Origin of the sequence: Sporosarcina sp. NCCP-2716 (assembly GCF_023707985.1) — a bacterium.
GTDB lineage: Bacteria > Bacillota > Bacilli > Bacillales_A > Planococcaceae > Sporosarcina.
This window is the reverse complement of sequence record NZ_BRCF01000004.1, coordinates 238,904-257,638: the sequence shown is the minus strand read 5'-3', so window position 1 is coordinate 257,638 and position 18,735 is coordinate 238,904. Positions and strand designations below refer to the sequence as shown.

The following is an 18,735-nucleotide window of genomic DNA, read 5'->3' as shown; positions in this document are numbered from 1 at the left end:
GATGGGCACCTCCGTATTGGTTATGAATAATGGATCAGATGGGCGATTGTCACAAAAATCGCACCGAGCGTATAGTGGATCAAAATAAGCGGGAAAATCCATTTCACCCATTTGGACCAAGGGATTCGCGCAAGGGCAAGCCCTGCCATGAAGTAACCCGATGTCGGAGTGAAAATATTTGAAATCCCATCGCCGAACTGGAAGGCGAGGACTGCCGTCTGGCGAGTGACGCCGACCAGATCGGAAAGCGGCGCCATGATCGGCATGGTGAGCGCTGCCTGCCCGCTGCCGGAAGGGATGATGAAATTCAGCAGGCACTGGATTGCATACATCCCTACTGCCGCCAATGTCGACGGCATCTCCCCGATGGATGATGAAAACGCATACAAAATCGTATCCATAATGCCGCCTTCCTGCAAGATGACAAGTATCGCATTGGCAACTCCGACGACAAGCGCGCCCATGACAAGCACTTTACATCCCTCGATGAACGCTTCGGCAATTTCGTCAAGGTTCATGCGTCCCACAAGCCCCATTGAAATCCCCATCAGCAGGAATAACCCCGAGATTTCTGTCAAATACCAGCCGAACTGTATGACACCGATGGCCAGGCCGACCAAGGACGCGAGGAGAATCAGGAAGATGATCTTATGCCGTCCGGTCATTTCTTCCATACTGCCGGCTGGTTCCACCGGCTCACCGATACCATACACCAGACTTTTCGTTGGATCTTTTTTCACTTTCAATGCATACCGCATGACGTACCAGATGCTGATCGACAGGAAGATCACCCAGAATATGATCCTCAGCCAAAGTCCCGAGAAAATCGGCAGTCCGGCAATCCCTTGCGCCACCCCGACTGTGAAGGGGTTCATGAAAGCTGCCGTGAATCCAGCGGACGTCCCGAGCAGCACAATCGCCGCACCGACGATGGAGTCGAATCCAATCAGCACCATGAGCGGAACGAGGATAGTAATATAAGGTATTGTTTCTTCCGCCAGCCCGAGCATAGCACCTGACAGCGCGAAAAATGTCATGAGGATCGGAATCATCCAATACTCCCGCCCTGCCATCTTTTTCGAGATTGTTCCGACAGCTGCGGAGATTGCACCGGTTGCATGCAGAATCCCGAACGAACCGCCGACGATGAAGATATAGAAAATGATACCCGCCGTATTCTGCATTCCTTTGTGGATCGATTGGAAGATTGCAAAGAACCCGGTCGGTGTTGAATCGACGACATGATACGTTCCATCGATGACAACTGTCCGGTCGTTTTCATCGACCATCGTGTCATACTGCCCTGCCGGTACAATGTATGTCGCAATGGCTGCAAGGATAATGACGATGAACAAAATGACAAACACATGAGGCACGGCAAACTTCCACTTCTTTTTAGCTGATTGTTCCTCTTTCACGTAAATCCCTCCTTTTACAGATGATAGACGTCGGTATATGGACGCTAACTTATCTTATAATCATAGTGAAGGCAAAATAATATGTCAACTAGTTATTAGATTATTTTAAATTTATTGTGCGCAAGGACAGAAAACCGCCTCCCGGTCACTCAGTGAGGGGGAACTCCAACTGATAGACGGCACGTGGACGCCCATTACGATGAGGATGCTCTTCACCCACAATATGAAGCCATCCAGCATCCATATATTTTTTCAACATCCTCTCTGCACTGCGTTTCGTAAGTTGGAAATAATCCGCGATATCATCCGACGTGAACGAACTGGCCGCACGTGCTTGCAGGAACTGCTGCATCTTGACAAGGTTTGGAATGCTGACTTTCGCTGTATTGGCCAAGTACCGGATATGGCTGTCAGTGGTCGATAACGTCCGGATCTGCTGTTTGGCCAACGGATTGATCACCTCTTTTTCTTCGGTGACGACGATGAACGAATGCTGTTCGGGTTCACTGTGAGACAACGCGATCGCTGCATTCTTCTTAGCTTCCGTTATTGTTCTTCCGTATCCAGCTCCCGCCTGCAGGGTTGCGGATAGATTGTTTGCAGCGGAAATGACCGGGTTCAGCAGGCTGCTTTGATCAAGCAGGAATTGAATGCTCCCTTTCGTTCCAAAATATTCAAATTCCAAGGGGCCGATCTGCTGGATTTCTCCATTCACTTGTCGCGCAGCTGTCAGCATCGCCTCCTTGACCAAGGCCATTCCATCTGCAGAAATTTGCTGTACGGTTTCGCCTGAGACGTCGATCAGGCAGACGGCTACTTGGGCGAGCTGTGTCTGTTGCAGGACTCCAGCCTGCTTTGCACGTAACAGGACATCCCTTACCGTATTGTCCGCATCGATGAACCGCAGGCTGGGAATCCCCTGTTCCACAAGCTGATCATAGACGGAGTGGATGCTGGTGACAGCCAATGAGGTTTTTCCGGCATTCCATAGGTCTTTGTGGAACAACTGGATTGGCTCCGTTTCGAATTGCGGGCATTTTGTCGTATGAAGCCACGCGAAATCTTTGACGTGGGTCGGCGCCGGATCCAAGCGCAGCTGGCGGACAATATCATCTACATAACGACGGTCCGGCAGATCGATGGACAATCGATCCAACGGACAGAGATTACGTGACAGGATGTGGAGCAAGGTAAGCGATACATTCAGCTCATTGTCCTCCATGTAAACCGCGGGCTTGTCGAATTGCCCGAGCAGACACTCCGCATGACGGTATGGAAGAATACCTGAGAACAGGTAGACCTCGCAGTCCGCCGCTAGCGGGAGAAGTCTCTCTAAGTCTTCGACAGCCAGGTAGCGGAAAGTTTCCAGTTTTATGCCATCCAATTCCGCTTCAAATGATGTTATGAGCTGGATTGTTTCAGATGAGCCGAACAAAGCAATCTTCACCATCTGATCTTTTCACCTCCGGGTGGATTTCTGAAATTGCTGCTGTCTGCATTCTTCGGCATATTAGCTAGCTTTCCCCTATCCTATCATAGCGGGAGGATCTGGAAAACTAGAGGGATGATGTGTCGGAAGCCGCTTCTGGTATTTGCAGCGATTTTCATGAGGTATGCCTCCATTTGCACGTCTCTGACAGTAAAGGCGGAGCGACAGCGGAGCCAGACAAGCTAAATGGTCGCGAGCATTGGGGATTTCGGGGCTCGGGACGGGCCGCGGGCGTGGGAATGGAGCGGTTCGGCGGTGGGATTGATCGGTTCGACCGCGTTATTGATCGGTTTGCCGATGGAATCGAGCGGTTTGGCAGTGGGATTGATCGGTTAGCGAGGGGAATGGAGCGGTTCGGCAGTGGAATTGAGCGGTTCGCGGGCGGAATCGATCGGTTAGGCGGGGGTATTGATCGGTTAGCCGCCGGAATGGAGCGGTTCGCGGGACGCGGGGGTTGATTGCAATAGAAAGGCCCTCCCGAAACACTGGGAGGGCCGTTTTTTTAGTTGTTGACGATGGTGACGACGTCTGCGCTGATGTAGCCGGTTTTGTAGCGGGCGTCGTCGCTGAAGACTTCGTACCAGGTGTTGCCTTTGTCATCTTTTGTTTCGCTGATGACGGTGAGCGGGTAGCCGAGCGGCAGGCCGTTGCTTGTTTTGGCGTACGTGCCATTGTAGCGCGGTGTGTACGTGTACAGGATCGGCGAGCTGGTGCCCGGTGCTTTGCGGACGTTGACGGTTGACTCGACGTTGGTGAGCGCGAATTTCAGGTAGCGGCCGTAGTCTTTGCCGCCGGCTGCTTTGTCGAGGTCATACATGTGTGCGCCAGCTTTTGCGCCCCATGTCGGGTCGGAGGCGTAGTTGACGTTGAAGCCGGTCGTTTTATTGCCGAATGCGGCGCCTTGTGCGCGGCCGAGCTTGTTGGCCGGGTCCATGTAGTTCGGGTTCAGGAAGTCGTTGACGAGCGCGACGGCACTGTCGATCGGCTTATCGAATGTCCCTTGTTTCAGGCAGAGCTGCGTCAGGCTGTCGTATTTGTATAGACCGAAGAGATTGTTACACTTCAATGCTGTTTCACTGATTCCATAGTCGCCTTCATGGACGGCAAGTGACAGGATTAGCAATGCATTGATGTTGTAGTCTTGTTCGAGCTTTTTGAAGTCTTTGCCGAGTCCGACGAGTTTAGAGTTCTTCGAGGCGTTCGCATAGCGGCCGCCGTATTTTTCACGGTCTTTCAGCACTTTGTTAATAAGTGAGTCGAGCTCTGCACCTGTGTAACTGGTCGTCGAACGGGCGGACAGGAACTGGAAGTATGGCAGGAATGTGCCGACGAACTTCTGGTTCGTGTCGTAGAAATGGACGCCGTCCGGGCTGTAGTACGTGCCGTTCTTCTTCAGGAAGTCCGGTGCGAGCTGGACGTAGTAGCTGGCCTTTTCCTTCGTCATGTAGTTATAGATGTGGTGTGTCAGTGTCCCCCACTCGCTCACCGTGTAGTGGTCCCGGTTCGGTGCGAGTTGTGCAGGGATCAGATCTGTTTCCGAGTGCTTGACGTATCCTTCAGTCGCGCCGACCTGGACGCGGATATATTCATCATTCGAACCGAGATATTTCATCTCCCGGCCCTGCTGGATGTAGGTGAGCTTATTTTTGAACCTTTTTTCTAATGGTGCGGATGCATCGTAGTCTTTGTAAATAATTGTATTTTCTTTAGCGCCGGCTGGGGAGAAATTGTCTCCGAAGGCAAAGCCGCTGCGGACGCGGACGATTTCGTTGCCGCGGTACATCGCCTGGATGGCGCTGTTCTTGTTAAATTCATTTGCCGCGTCTAGGTATTCCGCATAGCCTTTCGACTGCTTGACGAGCTTGCCATTTGAAATGGTCGCGATGTAGTAGTCGCTCGTATTGACGGGTGGTTCCGGTGTTGGCGGTGTCGGATCTTTCGGGTCTTCCGGCACCGGCGGCTGTTCCGGTGTTTCCGGGATCGACGGCAGGGATGGCGGTTCGTATGCGTCGACCGCTTTCAGGAAGCGGCTGATGAAGGCTGCAGCCTGTTCGCGGGTTGCGTTCGCTTTCGGCTCGAACCGCATGGAGCCGTCTTTGTTCGGGATGCCGCTGATGATGCCGTAGCGGATGTTGTAGTAGGCGGCGCGGACGCTGCCGGACGATTGGAACTGTTTCAGATCGGTGAAGTCGATGCGTGTTTCCTGGAGCACCATTTCGCTGTAGTTCAGGACGTTCATCATCGTGATGGACACTTGCTCGCGTGTGATCGGCGCGTCGGGCTTGAAGATGCCGCCGCTGTAGCCGCCCATGATGCCGGCTTTCTGGACACGGTAGATGTCTTTTGCGAGTTTGCTATTTTTCGGGACGTCCTGGAAGCTGCCGGTTGCGTCAGGCAGTTTCAGAGCACGTGCGATGAAGGCCGCGAACTGGCCGCGGGAGACTTCTTCTGCCGGGCGGTAGGAGCCGTCGCTGTAGCCGGAGAGGATGCCTTTGTCGATCATTTCGCGGAGTTCTTTTTCGAGTGTACGGCCGGTGAGTTCGTCGGCGTGTGCTTTCGTTGCCGGAATCATGAGTGAGAAGAGCAGCAGGAATGCGGTGAGCAGTGCTGCGAGTTTTGCTGGGATGCGCTGTGATGTCATGATGGTGTTGCCTCCTTTTGAATACGGGTTTTATACAAGGAAATGCCGCCCTGCGAGTTGGAATCCGGGGCGGCATTTTGTTGTCTTACTGGATATTGCCGACGCTGTAGAGCGCTGCAGAGAACTGGGCGCGTGTGGCGTTGGCGTTGATCGAGAAGTTCGCTGTCTGGAAGACCGTGGTCTTGTCCATTTTCTTCAATGCGCTGATGGCGTTCGCCGCGCGGTAAGTGACCGGTACGTCGACGTACGGCGGTGTCGTCAGGCTCGATGCCGTCTGGCTCAGGCTGAACGCGCGGTCGAGGATGATCGCGAGCTGCGCTTTCGTCAGCGGATCGTACATGCCGAACGAGCCGTCTTCGTAGCCGCTCAGGATGCCGGCATCGCTCATTGCGGCGATGTCTTTCGCGAACGCGTGGTTTGCCGGGACGTCGCTGTAGCTGAGCGGGAACCGCGGACGGAGTTTCAGGACGCGGTTGATCATCGTGGCGGCTTGTCCGCGTGTGACTTCGGTGTCAGGCTGGAAGGAGCCGTCTTTGAAGCCGCTGATGATGCTCTGCTTGCTGAGTGTTTCGATGGCACTGAATGCCGGGTGCTTCGTTGCGACGTCGCTGAATGTTGCGGATGGTACGACAGGCGCCGGCTGTGGTGCCGGTGCCGGTTTGGACGGCGCTGGTGCCGGTGTTGACGGCTTTTGTGGCGCCGGTGCTGTGACGCCTGTCACCCGCTTCGCGCCGACATATTTCGGTGCCCAATAGGGATGGGTGTCCAAGTTCGCGATGCCGACTCCGCCTGTTTTCGCGGAGAGGAAGTCGCCGTTGCCGATATAGATGCCTGTGTGCGAGATCCCTTGCTTGTATGTATTCTCGAAGAACACGAGGTCTCCGGCGCGCAAGTCGCTGCGCGGGACAGCGGTGCCGACTTGGTATTGTGTTTCCGATGTGCGCGGCAGGTTGATGCCGAAGAATTTGTAGACGTACAGGATGTAGCCGGAGCAGTCGAATGCTTCCGGTGTTGATCCACCGAACAGATACGGCGTGCCTTCGAATTTCTTAGCGTAGGCGAGGATGCTGTCTCCCGTGACGGCTGCGCTGGACTTTTGCGGCAGGACGGTGAATACGCTTGCAAACGCTAACACGATGGCCAAGAACAGGACGGTCTGCTTTTTCATGTCGCACCTCGATTTAGGATGATGGGCTGCTTCTATGAATCTTACAATCTTGTAATGTTTACTTGCTTCTATGGTAACAGAAAAGGTTGCGGGTCTATATTACAGTTGTGTTACAAGTGGCGGAATTGTGTTTATATTGTTGAGTTGGGTTATATACTGGGAAGTTTGGTTTTTTGGGGTGGCTTGCTTGAGCGGTTGATGGCTGTGCTTGAGCGCTTGTGATGCTGGCTTGAGCGGTTCTGCTCCTTGCTTGAGCGGTTGGCAGCTGTGTTTGAGCGCTTCCCCACTTGCTTGAGCTTTTGTCGGCTATGCTTGAGCGCTTCCCTTCCCTAACAGAAAAGGCGCAGCGGAGCGAGCAGACAAGTTAGTCTTGGTCTGCCAGTTGTAAGGGCGGAATGGTCGCGAGCAATTCTTTGGTTGAGGGCTGGGGTGTCGTGCCGCGGGAATGGAGCGGTTGGAGCGCGGAAACGAGCGGTTCGCGCGTTGAATGGAGCGGTTAGCCGTGGTAATTGATCGGATAGCGGGCGGAATGGAGCGGATAGTTGTGGGAATTGAGCGGTTAGCCGTGGGAAATGAGCGGTTGGCAGCTATGCTTGAGCGCTTCCCTTCCCTAACAGAAAAGGCGCAGCGGAGCGAGCAGACCATTTAGCCTTGGTTTGTCAGTTGGAAGGGCGGAATGGTCGCGAGCTATTTTTGGTTGGAGGCTGGGGTGTCGTGCCGCGGGCAGCGGGAATGGAGCGGTTCGTGGGCGGAATGGAGCGGTTAGGGGCGATAATGGAGCGGTTAGCCCGCGCCGGCCGCCAACGCCGCACGAAAAAACCGCGGCTTCCAGTGGAAGCACGCGGTTTACAGGGTTTCATTGGAACAACTTCGGGTTTTCGGCGTTCGCGAGGAAGACGCTGTAGGTGGCGCGCGACATCGTTTCCTGCGGTTTGAAGGTGCCGTCCGGGTAGCCTTTCGTCACGCCTGCCTGGGTCAGGGCGAGGGCGGCTTCGTAGCTGGAGACGTTCGGCGTCATGTCTTTGAATGGCGATTTCTGTCCTGTGTTGGCCTGCAGTTTGAAGGCCCGCTGCAGGAGGAGCGCCATTTCGCCGCGGGTGACGGGCTGGCTCGGACGGAATGTCGCGTCCGGGAAGCCGCTCAGCAGGCCGCTTTCGAGCGCCGACTGGATGTAGCCGGAGGCGAAGCTGCTCGGGTTGACGTCGCGGAAAACGGTCTTGCGCTGTTCGCCGTTCAGGCCGGTCGCACGGCCCATGATGGCGACCGCTTCCGCACGGGTGATCTTCTGATCCGGGCGGAATGCGTTGCCCGGGAAGCCGAAGATCAGCTGTTTGTCGGCCAGATAGGCGATTTGCGGTGCGTACCATTTGAGACCGCCGACGTCTTTGTAGCTTGTTCCGTCGATCTTGAGGATGATGTCTTCCTGGATCTGCTTGCCGGTTTTTGTCATGATGGCGTATTTGCCTTTGTACGTTCCGGACAGCATGTAGGTCTCCCACTTGCCCGGGGACTGTTCCGGGATCGCGCGGCCTTCGATTTTGAGCTGGCGCGCGGTCGTTTTGTCGGCGTTCGACAGTTCGAAGACGACTTTCCCCTTTTGCGTATACTGCGTCATGATCGGGATGTCGTCGACTGTCGCCGGATAGCGGACGAGTCCGTAGCCGAACTGGCGGTCACGGCCTTTCGCGCCGAGGTCTTCGGCGGTGTTCGCGAGGAGCGAGCGCAGGCGGACGTTCGTCAGATCCGGGAAGCGTTCTTTCAGCAGCGCAGCGATTCCAGACACATGCGGTGCCGCCATCGATGTGCCGGAAAGCTCGTAATAGCCGTCTTTCTTGCCGTCGTCGTCAAGCGCCCGCGGGTACGTGCTGAAGATGTCCACGCCGGGTGCTGCGAGTTCGACTTCCGGCCCCATCGATGCTTCGAGGAACCGTTCTTTATTGCTGGCGACGGCCGTGACGGCGATGACGGTCGGGTATTTCGCCGGATACTGGACGGAATCCTTGTTGTCGCCGAATTCTTCGTTGCCTGCTGCCGCGACGAGAATCATGCCTTTGGCGTATGCTTTTTCGAGCATTAACTTCAACGCGGGGTCATCCCGGTTGGTCGTGATGCTCATGTTGAGGATGCTGATGTTGTTGTTGATGGCCCATTCGACGCCTGCGATGATATCGGCGGTCGTGCCGGAATCGTACTGGTTGATGGCTTTGATGGCGTATAATTCGACGCCGGGTGCGACACCGAGCGTGCCGTTGCTCGCTTTTTGGGCAGCAAGGATGCCGGCGACGTGGGTGCCGTGGCCGAGGTCATCCGCATAGGGCACGGTGCCGGTTGCGCATTCGTCTTTCGGCAGCGCACAGAAGCCGCTTTTGACGAGGAGTTTACTGTGTGTCGTGTCGACCCCGCTGTCGAGGACGGCGACTTTGACGCCTTTACCTGTATAGGGAGCGATCACGTCAGGTGTGGTGTTGATGAGGGCGAAACGTTTCGGGTAGGTGATCTGGGAAGGCGGCGCGGGTGTTTCGGTTGTGTCGGCCACTCCGTATTCCAAGTTCGGGTACAGTTCGACTTGCGGATAATTCGTTCGGATGAGTGCAAGTTCTTCCTGTGTCAGGCGGATCTGTCCGAGCGGTGCCTGCCTGAATTGCTTGGTGAACGGCGTAACGTCATGCGCGATCGCGCTGAGGTCGTCCGCCGATCCTTTCAACAGCCAGTCGGTGCGTTCTTCTGCGTGCGCCTGGATTGGCAGCAGCAGGCCGAGAGCGAACACGACGGCAATTCCTAACTTTCTCACGGGATCACTCCTTTTATAGATTGGTATGTATATTATGACTCTATACCCCGTCCGCGTCTAGTTCGGACAAGGGTTGAAAAATAAAAACCCCACTCGCTCTGGTGAACGAGTGGGGCGGGACATCAGTGCAGTTTGCCACTCGGCGTACCGTTGACTGTGCTGTACAGCGGCAAGACGTCTGTCCGTCCTTCATAGTAATAGTAGTAATCGAGTGTTGCGAGGAACAGGCCTTTCGCGAGTTTCTGGCGGCCGGCTTCCGTTCCCATGAGACCCATGTCTTTCTTATTTGAGATAAAACCGACTTCCGCTAGGACTGCGGGAACGGTGTTATACTTGATAACCAGCCATGGACCGGGCTTGACTCCGCGATCTGTGAGCCCCCACGCTTCGAGCATGCGGTTCTGCGTGTAGCGGGCGAGCGCTTTGGACTGAGCGGCATTCGGATTCGTAGCCGCTGATCGGGTGTAGTAGTAGGTTTCCGTACCGTTCGCAGATTCGTTTGAGAAGGAATTGTTATGGATCGACATGAAAATGCTGCCGTTCACTTTCTTCGCATACGCCGCACGGTCTTCCAATTCGATAAACGTGTCAGTCGTCCGTGTCATCTTCGCCTGGATAGGTACGTTCTTGTAGTATGCTTCCATTTTCTTTGCAATGTTCAGTGTGATGTTCTTTTCCAAGAATCCATTACCTACTGATCCGCTGTCCTTTCCGCCGTGACCTGCGTCAATGACAACGACCACGTCTTTCAATGGCTTTTTGCCAGGCGGTGTCGGCAGTGGCGTCGGATCAGGTGTCGGCTTCGCCGGCGGTGTTACGACTTCATCGTCTGACGGCTTGTCCAGCTGCAGGTAGGCCGAGTGGACGAATCCTTTGACATTGTCGGATGAAATGTACACCCAGTCACCGACGGAGTAGGCAGCCGAGACGATCTTGCCTGTCGGGATGGAGCCGATAGACGTGTAGCTCGTGCCCGGTCCTTTGCGCATGTTGAGCGCAGTTCCGTCATTCGTATTGACATAGTAGTTGCGGTCGAATTTCTCATTGTTCGCCGTCCGGAAGTCCGCGTTGATGGACCGGGCGAGGAATACGGAGAAGTCTCCCCGTTTCAGGGTCTGGGATTCGCCGAATGTGCCGTCCGCGATACCGGCTGCGATCCCTTTCTTCATGAGCGAGCTTGCAGCAGAGCTGACAGAGCTGGAGTTGTACTCGAATGCCCGGCTGATGATAAGGGCCATCTCACCGCGGCTCAGAGTGTTCTTCGGCTTGAAGGAGCCGTCCAGGTAACCGGAGATGATGCCTTTGTCGACGAGCTGCTGTATGTAGCCGGATGCGAAGTTGTTCGAGCCGACGTCTTTGAATTTCGTCGCGCGCTGTTCGCCGTTCAAGTTGAGCGTGCGGCCGATCATCGCTGCCGCTTGGTCACGTGTCACTTGCTGTTCCGGGACGAATCGTGTTGAGGAGACGCCGCCGACGATTCCGCCATCGACGAGGTAGTAGATTTCAGCCTGGGCACGGTGTGTCGTTCCAACGTCCGTGAACGTAGTGGCTGCATGGGACTCCTGTCCGAATGGGACAAGCGCTGCGAGAGATAAAGTAAGGCATGCTGCTAATTTCTTCAATGGTACAATCCTCCAAATTTTTGTCGTTACCGTAAAGGATACAACAATTCTTTGTATTTCTCTATGTTTCTATCGGCCTAAATTGGGGTAGTTTAATAGGTTCCGCCATTTTCTGCCCGATTACCGGATGAATTGACGCTCGCTTGCCTGCTGTAAAAGCCGTCATGGTGCACTTTGCAGAAAACGCCGGATTCTCGTACAACTGAGGATCCGGCGCTTTTTTAATTTTTTTATTTAGTTGTTTCTGCCGCAACTGGAACTTTGTATCCGTTTTGCTGCGTTTCGAGTGACGTATCGATAATGCGCCCTTCGACTTTCGGATCGATCTTGTCTCCGAGTGACTGGAGGTACTCAATCAGGTTTTGTGTGTCGGAGAAGCCAGGATCCGAAACGCGTCCTTCGCTGGATGCTTTTTCGAACACTTTGTAGTCATCTCCGCCGCGTGCTGTGAAGGAGTTCGTCGCGATGTAGACTTTCATGTCGTCTGTGAGCGGTACGAACTTATCGCCTTCCTGGACGAGGACGTCGATGACGCGCTTCCCGGATTCCTTCGTGCTGTCATATGTGAACTTCATGCCGCCAACGTGGAGGAATCCGCCGTCTTCCTTCAGGCCTTTGCCTTCAGCGATCAACGAACCGCCGACGCTGCGCTCAAGCGCTTCTTTCACTTCTTTGCCGTTCGACTCGATGATGGCGAGCGGGTTGCCGAATGGAAGGACCTGCATGACGCTGCCGACTGTGATGTCGCCGGCTTCGATGCTCGTCCGGATTCCGCCGCCGTTCTGCATAGCGACAACGGTTGCTTTGTCCATGCCCGGCAGTGTTTTCGCTTTTGACAGCATCGCATCTGCAATTAGATTTCCAAGGTTCGTTTCGTTGTGGCGGACACTTGACGCACCTTCCGCGTTCGAGTCACGTGCACCGCTGAGGTCCGCGTCAGACGAGACGCCGATCGATTCTTTTTTCAGCTCTTCCTTCCCGGCTTTGAACGGTGCCAGGACTGCTTCTGCTTGTTTGTCAGCTTTCATCGTCTTCGTATCGATCTTGACGAGTTCGCCGTGGTTCCAGTAGATCTCACCTTGCGGGTTGAACTTCACGTCAAGCGTACCGAGGTATTCGCCGTACTGGCCAGCCTGGACGATGACCGTCTTGTGGCCGTTTTCATTCGTAATCGTGATCGGTTCTTTCAATGGCGTATGCGTGTGGCCGCCGACGATGACGTCGATGCCCGGTACCGCTTTCGCGAGTGCTTGGTCGCTTCCTGCCTTGGCAGCTTCGTCCACTCCGACGTGGGTGATGGCGATGATCTTGTCAACGCCTTTCGCCTCAAGGGCAGCGACCGTTTCTTTCGCACGGGTGATGTAGCTGAGGACGTCGACGTCAGCCGGGCTTGAAATGTTGACCGTATCTTCCGTCGTCAGACCGAACATACCGACTTTCTGGCCGTCGATTTCGACGATGTTGCCGTCGTAGATTTCCCCGCCTTTCGCGTTTTCCGCGATGCCGCCTTTATAGAGGGATTTCAGTTTCTCGTCTCCTTTGAAGTCGAGGTTCGCGCCGAGTACAGGGAATTTCGCACCGAGGATATAGTTGCGCAATGCCGTGTGCCCTTCTTTGCTGCCGCCTTCGTCGAATTCATGGTTGCCGAATGTGACGGCGTCGAATCCGAGGTAGTTCATCATCGCGACGTCGGCCAGGCCTTTGTACTTGTTCCAGTACAGATCGCCTGAGAATACGTCACCGCCATGGAGGAGCAGGTTGTTCTTATGAGTTGCCCGCAGGTCTTTGACGACTGTCGAAATGTACGGGAAGTTGTCGAGATATGCGTGATGGTCGTTCATGTGCATGACGAGCAGGTCGAGATAGCCGAATTTCGCATTGCCGTTGTTGAGGAGCATCGCGAGTTCGCCGCGTGTGACGGGCATGGATGTGCCGAACGTTTTGTCGGTTTTGCCGTTCGCGATCTTTTCGTCGACGAGTGCCTGCACGTATGGTGCGAAGCGTTTATTGACATCTGTGAATTTCGTTTCGGTTTTGCTGAGGTCCGCTTCGATTTTAGCGGCTTTGACGATCATGGCTGCGGCTTCCCCGCGTGTCAGCTGTTCGTTCGCGCCGAATTTCGTTGCGCTTTTCCCGCTGATGATGCCTTTTTCTTTCAGTGCATCGACTGCCCATTTTGAGGATTTCGGCACATCTGTGAAGCTGGAAGGTGCATACACACCGCCTGGCTCGAGTCCCATGAGTTTCGCGATGAATACGGCTGCGTCCACACGTTTGACGTCGGACATGGTGCCGAATTTGTCAGCGGCAACCCCTTGCGTGATGTTGTTCGCCCACAGGAAGTTGACTGCGTCTGCATAGCGGTCGGAGACGTCCGTGAATTTCGATGTGTCCGCGGATGCGCTCGGTACCGCGATGGCGGATGCGACGGCGGCTGCTGTAACGGCAGTTGCCAGGAATCTCGTGTTTTTCTTCATTACGATTGTGCCCCCTAGATTAGTAGTTTGGACATGCAGTACTATCATAGCAGTTTACCAGTGTCCCGGCTAGATGATTTTGTATTTTTTTGATAAGTCTTAATGAAGTTTACGGAACGTTAAAACGCCCTCCGCGGTGTGCGGAGGACGCTGTTCAGAACCGGAACGGCTCGCGTCTGGTCGCGAGGCTTCCGATGATATAGGCGATGAGCGACAGGACGACGGGCACGGTGACGGTGTGGACGCCGAGCAGGTCGCCGTACGCCTGGTTGTAGAAATGGATGGCGATGTAGCTGCCGATGCCGGTGACCATGGACGCGAGTGCTCCGGTTTTATTGCCATATTTCCAGTAGAGCCCGAGGACGATCGGCCAGATGAAGGCGGCCTCGAGCCCGCCGAACGCGAACAGGTTCAGGAAGATGAGCAGGTCGGGCGGCTGCAGGGCGAGCAGGAAGACGATGATGCCGAGCACGCCGGTGACGCCGAAGCTGATTGTCTTGACCTGTTTTTCGGTCGCCTGCGGTTTGACGTAGCTCAAGTAGACGTCCTTGACGATGGCGGAGCTGACGAGCAGCAGGAGCGAGTCGACGGTGGACATGATTGCGGCCATCGGAGCGGCGAGGACGATGCCGGCAAGCCATGGCGGCAGCACTTCGAGCGCGACGAGCGGGATGACTTTGTCGCCGACGTCGATGCCGGGCATGACGGGCCGCGCGAAGACGCCGATCAGGTGCATGTTGAGCATGATGAACCCGGTGACGATCGTGCCGATGGCGAGCGCGCGGTGCATGGCGCGGGAGCTTTTGTAGCTCATCGTGCGGACGACCATCTGCGGCAGGCCGACGACGCCGACGCCGACGAGGATCCAGAAGCTCGAGACGTAGGCCGGCGTGAGGCTTCTGTCGGCGCCGAACGGCGTGACGAGGTTCGGGTTTTCATTGAGCAGATCCTGCATGATGGCGGGCACGCCGCCGCCTGCGATGATGACGCCGATGAGCAGGATGAGCGTGCCTATTACCATAATTGCGCCCTGGACGGCGTCGGTGAGCGCGACGGCGCGGAATCCGCCGATCGTCACGTAGACGAGGACGCTGACGGCGAAGATGAAGAGCGCCGACGTGTAGCTGAGGCCCGTGAGCGATTCGATGAGCCGGCCGCCGCCGACCCATTGTGCGGTCATCGCCGAGAACAGGAAGATGATGATCGCCGCGGCGGACAGGATCGCGACCGCCGGGCTGTTATAGCGCGCCTTCAGGAAGTCGATCATCGTGACGGCGTCATAGCGCCGGCTGAGGATCGCGAACTTCTTGCCGAGCACGAGCAGGACGAAGTACCCGGTGACGACCTGCGTCATCGCGAGCAGCGCCCAGCCGAAGCCGACGGTGTACGCGGTACCGGGCCCGCCGAGGAAACTCGACGCGCTGCCGTACGTCGCGACCATCGTCATCGCCAGGACGAAGCCGCCGAGTTCACGGCCGCCGAGGAAGTATTCTTGCAGGAAGCCCGTGCTGCCGCTCATTTGTTTGGATGCGATGAACCCGATCGCGAAGATCGCGACGAGGAAGATGATGAGCGGAATGAGTACGCCGATGTTCATGAGTTAGGTCCTTTCTGGCTGGATGGATTAGTGTCGTGCGTTGAGCCGGGTGACGGGTTGGTTGGTGGGTTGCTCGGTGAACCGGGCGACGGGTTGGCGGGTGGGTTGCTCGGTGAACCGGGCGACGGGCTGGCCGGCGGAGCCGGGTACGGGCGGAACGCCGGGTCGTCGTCGAGCGGCATGTCGGTGAGGACGAATTTTGCGAGCACGACAGTGATCACCGACATGAGAACGAACCCGACGACGCAGCTCCAGAAGAACCACGCCGGCAGCCCGAGGATGTATGTATATTCGTCGACCGGCTTGCTGCCGAGCCCGTATGCGAACCCGTACCACCAGACGAAGTTGAACACTGCGAGCGCGACGCCGATCCACGCTTCCTTATGCGCCGTTTTGAAGCGCGGGTCTTGCGGGCGCTCGTTCGGCTGATTGTGTTGGGTGTTTTGGTGGTGCTGCATGGTGCGGTGCCTCCTTTTTGGATGGAGTTGGCTTTGTTTGTTGAGTATAGCTTATTTTGGGGGTTGGGGGTAGGGGTTGCGGTGTTGGCTTGAGCGTTTGTGGGCGGTGCTTGAGCGTTTGCGTGCTGGGCTTGAGCGTTTGTACACATAGCTTGAGCGCTTCCCCTAGATGCTTGAGCGTTTCTGATACTGCTTGAGTGCTTGTGGGCATGACTTGAGCGTTTCCCTTCCCCTCTTGAGCGCTCTACTACCCTATTTTAATCTTTAAACACCACATTTGAATGGTGGTGCTAGTTATCAAAGACAGCCCAACAGTAAAGGCGCAGCGGAGCGAGCAGACAAGTTAATCCTGGTTTTGCTCACTGTGCATGGGAAGGAATGAATGGTCGCGATGTTAGTTGGGGGTGGGGATTTTTGTTCATGCCGCGGGCTTGAGCGCTTCCCTGCCGAGCTTGAGCGTTTCCCCGCTGGGCTTGAGCGTTTCAGCATGCTCTTGAGCGCTTCTCCTTCTTCCTTGAGCGTTGCGCCACTGACTTGAGCGTTTTGCTCCCTTGCTTGAGCGGTTCCGCGTTGAGCTTGAGCGGTTCGGCATGCTCTTGAGCGGTTCTCCCTCTGCCTTGAGCGATGCCACACTGAGCTTGAGCGCTTTATCGTTACAGGTAAGAACGCTAGGGACTGGCGGAAATTTCCGGTACTTTATTGACGACCAAAAAAGGCGTTCATTGGTTGGAACGCCTTTCAAGGTTTTATTCTGCCAGTCTTGTTAGTTTTTCAAAGGGACATAGACGCTGCCGGCCCGCTCTCCCCTTCTATATACCTTGCTGCGGGCGAGGAGGCGTTTGGCAATGTGCCGATCGCGTAACCCAGTAAATTCACAAAATTCCTTGTTGGTGATAGTAGGCGTGATGAGCATGAACCACTCGTCTATTGTAGTTTCGTGTTCAGTCAGACTGGTTTTGCTGCACCTTCCACAATTCCAGCGCTGATGTCTCCAGTACAAGATGGTTTTTTCAGGGCATTCGGGACACCAGACGCCCTTCACCAACTCTTCTTTTTTAATTGAAAAGCGAGTACTGAGCGGTCGCATCGGATAGGGCTTGTCTTGTTGGACCAGTGCTGCCGCTAACTTCTCGATCCTTCTTTTATCTAGCAGATGAGGACCGGTTTCTCTCCCCCTGAAAAAGATTGGTGCTTCATAACCTGTCAGAATCGGGATTTCGGTTTTGCCGCTAAATTCTAGTATATTGTTGTGCGCAAAAATGGTGATGCACTGAATAGGGACCATGATGTTACGTTGGGCCAGCCACCTTTCCAGCAACTGCCGTTTACGTTCCAGCTCGTCGATTGGACTGCGGAAAAGTGAGGGTTCGCTTTCCTTCATAGACTGGAGGAACTGAGTCGGATTGGCTTTGATGATGATTTTGCCCGTTCTGTTTTTGATTTCTGAGATGATGATGGCGTCAGGTGCGATGAACAGTGAATCGATTTGGAAGTAGACGCCTTCTTGTTGCAGGGAAAGATCATGGAGGATGGCGTGCGGGTAGTCGGTTCGGACTTCTTTCATGTGGCGGTCGTACTCTTGCTCACCACCGAATCCAGCTCGCATTTTGTACATTTCCTGGTAAATCAACGGGTATTGTGGATGCGTGGGGGCAATTCGTTTTTCCAGTGCCAGCAGGGCAATGAGTTCTTTCGGGGTTTTGCGTGGTTTGTAGAGCAATGCCTCACCTCTTTTTCTTTTAAGTGTAGCCCTTCTTCTTTTGAAAGTATATGGGTTTTGCCAAAGCCGAATTATCGAGGATTGTACACAATTTGACTGGGGCCAATGGCTGCGTGGATCAGTCGTGTTTATATTGGTTTTCAAGTTGGAATTGTGTGAGGCTGATGTAGGTGTTCCGCAGGAGGTGGTGTGGGGAGGGATGGTGACTTGAGCGTTTCTTGCCTGGCTTGAGCGTTTCATGGCACTGCTTGAGCGGTTCTCGCCCTCGCTTGAGCGGTTCTTCTGCCTGCTTGAGCGTTTCTCTTCCTAGCTTGAGCGGTTCTCGCCTTGCTTGAGCACTTCATTGCATGCACTAAGGGTTGGCGGATCTTTCTTGAGTGGTGGCACTGTCGGCGGAAGTAGACCTAACAGAAAAGGCGCAGCGCAGCGAGCAGACAAGTTAATCTTGGTTTTGCTCTCTGTACATGGGAAAGACTAAATGGTCGCGACTTTTTTTGGGGAGTAGATGCCAAAAGTTGTGCCGCGGACTTGAGCGGTTTTTCGTCTTGCTTGAGCGTTTTTCGTCCTCGCTTGAGCGGTTCCCCTCCTTGCTTGAGCGTTTCTCGTCTTGCTTGAGCGTTTCACCTTCTGGCTTGAGCGTATCTCGCTTCGCTTGAGCGTTTCTCCTTCTGGCTTGAGCGTTTTCCACCCTACTTGAGCACTGAGCAGCCGTACTACGCAAAAAGGAGCGGCTTCGGCCGCTCCTTTTTATAATATGCAGTGCTGGTAAATCGCCGCAGTCGCGCGGCAGTCGCCGATTGCGTTGTGGGCGTCGTGTTCGAGCTGTAAGTACTGGGTGAGGGTTGTGAGTTTGTGATTGGGTGTGTCTTTGATCTTTTGGCGTGCGAGTTTGACGGTGTCGATGACGGTGTAAGCCGGGAGGGTGATGCCGGCCTTGCCGTCGAGCGCGTACAGGAAGCCCATGTCGAAGGCGGCGTTGTGCGCGATGATGGGCAGGTCGCCGATGAAGTCGACGAGTTCCGCGAGTTTGTCTTCGATGATAGGCGCGTCGGCGACCATTTCGTTCGAGATGCCAGTGATGCGTGTGATGGTCGGTGAAATGTGGCGCTGCGGGTTGATGAGCACATCCAGTTCTTCGTCTTTCCAATGCTTGAAGTAGCGGATGGCGCCGATCTGGATGATGCGGTCAGCACCGGCGCGCAGGCCGGTCGTCTCGAAGTCGAGGACGACGTAATCGGCGACTTCCTTCGTGCTCTTTTTATATTTCGACGAGGTTGTTTTCCGTGATCGGTTCGGCTGCTCGGCCTTTTCCTGCAGCAGGCGGATGGCTTTTTCGTGGATGTCCATGGGGCAG

Annotated in this window: 11 protein-coding genes; all 11 read right to left on the bottom strand. The window is 55.1% G+C overall.

Features of this window, described 5'->3' with window-relative positions:
• Positions 1–20 precede the first annotated feature (20 nt).
• Positions 21–1,418, bottom strand: a complete 1,398-nt coding sequence (locus tag NFU03_RS08535; protein ID WP_251637820.1) for a YfcC family protein — start codon at positions 1,416–1,418, stop codon at positions 21–23.
• Positions 1,419–1,563: 145 nt separating this feature from the next.
• Complete coding sequence (locus NFU03_RS08530; RefSeq protein WP_251637818.1) at positions 1,564–2,868, bottom strand: hypothetical protein; 1,305 nt, start codon at positions 2,866–2,868, stop codon at positions 1,564–1,566.
• 541 nt (positions 2,869–3,409) lie between these two features.
• Positions 3,410–5,548, bottom strand: a complete 2,139-nt coding sequence (locus tag NFU03_RS08525; RefSeq protein ID WP_251637816.1) for an S-layer homology domain-containing protein — start codon at positions 5,546–5,548, stop codon at positions 3,410–3,412.
• An 85-nt stretch (positions 5,549–5,633) separates the two neighbouring features.
• Complete coding sequence (locus tag NFU03_RS08520; RefSeq protein WP_251637814.1) at positions 5,634–6,716, bottom strand: C40 family peptidase; 1,083 nt, start codon at positions 6,714–6,716, stop codon at positions 5,634–5,636.
• An 856-nt stretch (positions 6,717–7,572) separates the two neighbouring features.
• Positions 7,573–9,507 (bottom strand): S8 family peptidase, encoded by a 1,935-nt coding sequence (locus NFU03_RS08515; protein ID WP_251637812.1) that lies wholly within the window; start codon positions 9,505–9,507, stop codon positions 7,573–7,575.
• A gap of 122 nt (positions 9,508–9,629) precedes the next feature.
• Positions 9,630–11,129 carry an N-acetylmuramoyl-L-alanine amidase gene (locus tag NFU03_RS08510; RefSeq protein WP_251637811.1) on the bottom strand — a complete coding sequence of 500 codons (1,500 nt, stop codon included), beginning with the start codon at positions 11,127–11,129 and terminating at the stop codon, positions 9,630–9,632.
• A 230-nt stretch (positions 11,130–11,359) separates the two neighbouring features.
• Complete coding sequence (locus NFU03_RS08505) at positions 11,360–13,606, bottom strand: 5'-nucleotidase C-terminal domain-containing protein (protein WP_251637810.1); 2,247 nt, start codon at positions 13,604–13,606, stop codon at positions 11,360–11,362.
• Between the two features lie 154 nt (positions 13,607–13,760).
• Positions 13,761–15,203 (bottom strand): sodium/pantothenate symporter, encoded by a 1,443-nt coding sequence (gene panF / locus NFU03_RS08500; RefSeq protein WP_251637809.1) that lies wholly within the window; start codon positions 15,201–15,203, stop codon positions 13,761–13,763.
• On the bottom strand, positions 15,200–15,661 hold the full coding sequence (locus NFU03_RS15755) for a YhdT family protein (RefSeq protein ID WP_309296263.1): 462 nt from the start codon (positions 15,659–15,661) through the stop codon (positions 15,200–15,202). The genes panF and NFU03_RS15755 overlap by 4 nt, the downstream gene beginning before the upstream one ends.
• Positions 15,662–16,424: 763 nt before the next feature.
• The gene (locus NFU03_RS08490; protein ID WP_251637808.1) at positions 16,425–17,381 is read right to left on the bottom strand and encodes a nuclease-related domain-containing protein; all 957 of its coding nucleotides are present in this window, start codon (positions 17,379–17,381) and stop codon (positions 16,425–16,427) included.
• Between the two features lie 747 nt (positions 17,382–18,128).
• Positions 18,129–18,728: a 3'-5' exonuclease gene (locus NFU03_RS08485; RefSeq protein ID WP_251637807.1), complete on the bottom strand. Its 600-nt coding sequence runs from the start codon at positions 18,726–18,728 to the stop codon at positions 18,129–18,131.
• Between the last annotated feature and the right edge of the window lie 7 nt (positions 18,729–18,735).